The sequence below is a fragment of the Sulfuricurvum sp. genome, from assembly GCF_023250475.1.
Lineage (GTDB): Bacteria > Campylobacterota > Campylobacteria > Campylobacterales > Sulfurimonadaceae > Sulfuricurvum.
The window spans coordinates 1-4,345 of record NZ_JAHFAQ010000151.1 but is presented as its reverse complement, the minus strand read 5'-3'; the positions used below and the strand labels follow the sequence as shown (position 1 = coordinate 4,345).

Genomic DNA, 4,345 nt, shown 5'->3' with positions numbered 1-4,345 from the left:
GTATTCCAAGCCCTATGAATTGGGTGAAAAAATCTGGGCGGATGTTATCACAAAAGGGCGTGCGTATCTTGAAGAAAATGAACGGGAGAAGGCAAAAGAACTCTTTTCCCCTTTCATCGGAATCCTTAAAAAGAGAGGAGTTATTAATCAACTGCTCAATGCCTATGAAAAATACGGAATGTTTCAAAACTATATTAAAATAGGACGACTCCCTTTAGCCTATTCGTTAGCCAAACAATATCCGGTTTTCCAAGAGTCCGAACTGTATCGAAAAATGGAATTACAGTGGAAAAAAGTATTTTTTAAAGTTCAAGAGTTGATTTTATTGCCTAACGGCGAGGAACAAGCTAAGACTTTACTGGCGCCTTATCGTGGAATATCCGATAAAACTGCACTGATACAGCAACTCTTTGAGCAGCGTAAAATGTATATCTATATGAAAAAAATACTTTCACAACATGATTATGTAAAATTTTTCGGACTCATTAAAATGTACCCGTTTTTAAAAGAATTTTCAGAATACGCTTCAACAATGGAATATGGGGATATCCTTTATATTCAAGCACAAAAAGCGTATACGAACGGTGACTATCCGATGGCAAGAAAAGCGTGTAAAATCCTCGTATCTTTTCCCGATTATGCCAAAGAAGCACAGGAGATGGATGAAACCATACGGATAAAACACCTCTTTTATCAGGCAATTGCGTCCAATGATCTCCCCAATGCTTTCTCGTATCTCAGTTCGTATCCGCTTTTGTATGAAACCCCGGAAGCTCAGTTACTTGAACGTCAATGGAATAGTATCGTTGATAATGCACAACGGTTTGCTTCTACCGGAAGTGCGCATGAAACCTTGGAAGTTTTTGAACCTTTTTTTGGAATACGGGATAAATATAAAGCTATGGCCGGAGTGATGGCACAAGCGTATTGTGTACAGCTGGAGCAAAAAATACAATTTAAAGCTCCTCAGGAGAGTATTGAATACGGTATTCGTCACTATACAGAAATTTTTGGAATGGATGAGGGGATTCGAAGTGTATGTAATTATTTTAAATTATTATACGAATCACCATTGGAACTGGAAATACCCGAACAAAGTTCATCCGAATCCTGGACACCGGCGATGCGAATCGATGATATCACGGCATTGAGCTAAATGGTAGCGATCGATTTAGGTTCCAATACCCTCCGTTTCATTGAATTTGACGGGAAACGATGGGGGAAAAGTTTTGAGAAAATTGTTCGTACTGCTGAAGGGCTTCATCAGACACACCGTATCGGTGAACCTGCCATAGGGCGTATTATAAATGCCATCAATGAAGCGAAGCACATCATTGATTTTACGGCTCAGCCGATCAGAGCCTATACGACCGCAGCGATGAGGATAGCTTCCAATGCAGATGAAACGCTCGCTCTAATCGCACAAGCTAGCGGTATCCGTTTTGATATTATTGACGGAGAAAAAGAGGCGATTTTGACTCTCGATGCTGTGCGTAATAGACTTAGAATACTGGGTATCGAACCTGCATCCTTTCTCCTTGCAGATATTGGGGGCGGTTCGACGGAACTGACCCGATACTGCGATTCGCAGATAGAAACGCTCAGTCTCAATTTCGGGATAGTGACTCTGAGCGAAGCCGGATTGAATCAGCCGGATGACAAGATGCAATCTTTTAAAATTGCACTGCAAGAGACCTTCTCTCATCGATCCGAGCCGCTGATCTTGACCGCAGGGACTCCGACCACCATTGCCGCTTATCTCAACGGCATGGATTATGAAAGCTATGATCCGAAAAAAGTCAACGGATATCACTTAACACTTTCGGATTGCTATAGTGTTTATGACGCACTTCTAGCGATGGATGAGGTTGAACGGAGACGTTATGTCGGCGTGGGGCGTGAGAATCTCATTATTACAGGAATTTTAATGGTAACCGCTATATATGAAGCAGTTGGGGCGGATGAAGCGATTATCATCGATGACGGGCTGCGTGAGGGGATTGCGCTGGAATATTACAAATTGCACTAAAATTTTGTCCTTGGAGTGAAGTTAGCTATAATAGAAAACAAAGAAAAAGGGGCGAAATATTGAAATTAACTAATATTAGACGTGTCGGAATGCTCCTTCGCCCCTCAACTCCTGAACTTAAAGAGATGTTCTTTGAAGCAAAGCGGATTTTTGAATCACACGGGATTGAGGTAATCATCGACAACATCAGCGGCGGAATGATTGATGTCATGGGACAGCCGTTTGATATGATGTGTCAAAACAGCGATTTTTTGGTGACCATCGGAGGTGACGGTACCCTTATCTCTGCCGTTCGCCGTTCGTATCGGTATCAGCTACCCGTTTTAGGAATACATGCCGGAAAGCTGGGATTTTTAGCCGATCTTGATTTTGCCGAACTGGAATCGTTTATTGACAAGATGATAGGGGGAGAATATCGCATCGATAAGCGGGCGATTCTGCAAGCAACCATTGTCACTCCCAATGGTGAAAGTGAGATCTTTGCGTTTAACGACATTGTCCTTACCCGTCCCTCTATCGCAAAAATGATCCGTTTGGAGACGTATGTTGACGGACGGAGTTTTAACACCTATTACGGTGATGGCGTTGTCATCTCAACCCCGACGGGCTCAACTGCCTATAATCTCTCTGCGGGCGGACCCGTGCTGTTTCCTCTCACGCAAGTTTTTGCACTTACTCCGATATGCCCTCACTCTCTGACTCAGCGCCCCGTCGTTTTGCCGGGACATTTTGAAATTGAGATTAAAACACCCGATGCCAGTGCATTGGTCATTGTGGACGGTCAGGACTTAGTCGAAATCAGTGAGAGTGACACTGTCCATATTAAACTAGCGGCCGGTGCAGCGCACTTGATTCATCGTAAAGAGTTTAACTATTTTGAAGTGCTCAAAGAGAAATTAGGGTGGGGGAATTAATCAGTGATAGAGAGATTCTATTTAAAAGAATTTTTGACGTTTAAAGAAGCTGATCTTGAGTTTCATCCAGGATTAGTCGTCTTTACGGGACCCAGCGGAAGCGGTAAATCGATCCTTATGCGTTCAATACTGGCTTCGGTGGGGCTGGATAATGTTGACGCGCATATTTGCGAATCAAGTGTTGCCTGGGATATCGATGAAGAGCGTTATGGGCTTCAAAATGAATCCATCAACATATTTCGCCATGTTAAAAAAGAGAAAACACGCTATTTTATCAACAACCAAAGTACCTCTAAAAGTTCAATGGAGGCGATAAGCTCTCACTATCTGCGTCATTTAAGCCTCAAAGACTACAGCGACTTTGAACCCTCCAATATTTTGAAAATGATTGATGAGCGAATAGGGGTGGAAAAGCCGGAATTTTCACTTTTATTGGAAGATCATGCTAAAGCTTTTAGCGAATTCAAAATATTATCCGACGAGCTTCGAACCATTGAAGAGAAAGAGAAACACCTTGCAGAACTCAAAGAATTCGCTCTCTACGAAATCGGGAAAATTGATGCGATCAAGCCCCGAATCGGTGAGGATGAAGAGCTGAACCTTATCAAAAAGCAACTCTCTAAGAAAGAGAAAATCGAGAGTGTCATCACGCAGGCTCAATCGATATTTTCCAATGAATCGCATGTTTCATCCGCGTTGAATCTTTTGGAAGTCGAGAGTGCTTTTTTTGACGATGCGATGAATGAGCTTCGTAATATTTTTGAGAGTTCATTGGAGCGGATGGAAGAGTTGGAAGAGGTTTCAGTCGAATCGGTATTGGATCGGATCGAGCAAATTTCCGAGCTGAAGCGCCGTTACGGAAGTGTTGAAGAGGCATTAGTGTACCGTGATACAAAAGCACAAGAGCTGGAATCGTATGAGACGATTGAACACTCAAAAAGTGATTTGATCAAGCAGATTTCCCATTTAAAAACGTTATTGGAGACGAGTGCGCAAGCGTTGTCTTCAGCTCGACATGCCGTTTTAGATGATATTTTACAAAGACTTAACGGGTATTTGGGAATGCTTTATCTTCGTGAAGCGACTTTGGAATTGGAATCGTCCCCAATGCACGGCTCGGGATCCGATAAAGCGGTATTGGGCTTGTCGGGAACCAAATTGGATAAGCTTAGTTCCGGTGAGTTTAACCGTCTTCGTTTAGCACTGCTTGCTTTAGGAGTTGAGAGCATGCAAGGAAGCGGTGGAGTGTTGATGCTCGATGAGATTGATGCCAATTTGAGCGGAGAAGAGTCGATGAGTGTGGCAAAAGTATTGCGTCATCTTTCCTCACGTTATCAGATTTTTGTCATATCCCATCAACCGCAACTCACGTCGATGGGGCAGCAGCACTTTTTAATTTACA

General features: G+C 42.9%; 3 protein-coding genes and 1 pseudogene. All 4 read left to right on the top strand.

All coding sequences use genetic code 11. The features are described 5' to 3' along the window. Positions 1-1,156 (top strand): annotated as a pseudogene (locus tag Q0C19_RS11100) (hypothetical protein); the annotation flags it as partial. Then, positions 1,157-2,029, top strand: a complete 873-nt coding sequence (locus tag Q0C19_RS11095; protein ID WP_295055991.1) for a phosphatase — start codon at positions 1,157-1,159, stop codon at positions 2,027-2,029. Between the two features lie 59 nt (positions 2,030-2,088). Beyond that, on the top strand, positions 2,089-2,943 hold the full coding sequence (locus Q0C19_RS11090) for an NAD(+)/NADH kinase (protein WP_295055990.1): 855 nt from the start codon (positions 2,089-2,091) through the stop codon (positions 2,941-2,943). Positions 2,944-2,976: 33 nt separating this feature from the next. Continuing rightward, a partial coding sequence (locus Q0C19_RS11085; RefSeq protein ID WP_295055988.1) for an AAA family ATPase occupies positions 2,977-4,345 on the top strand: 1,369 nt, incomplete at its 3' end.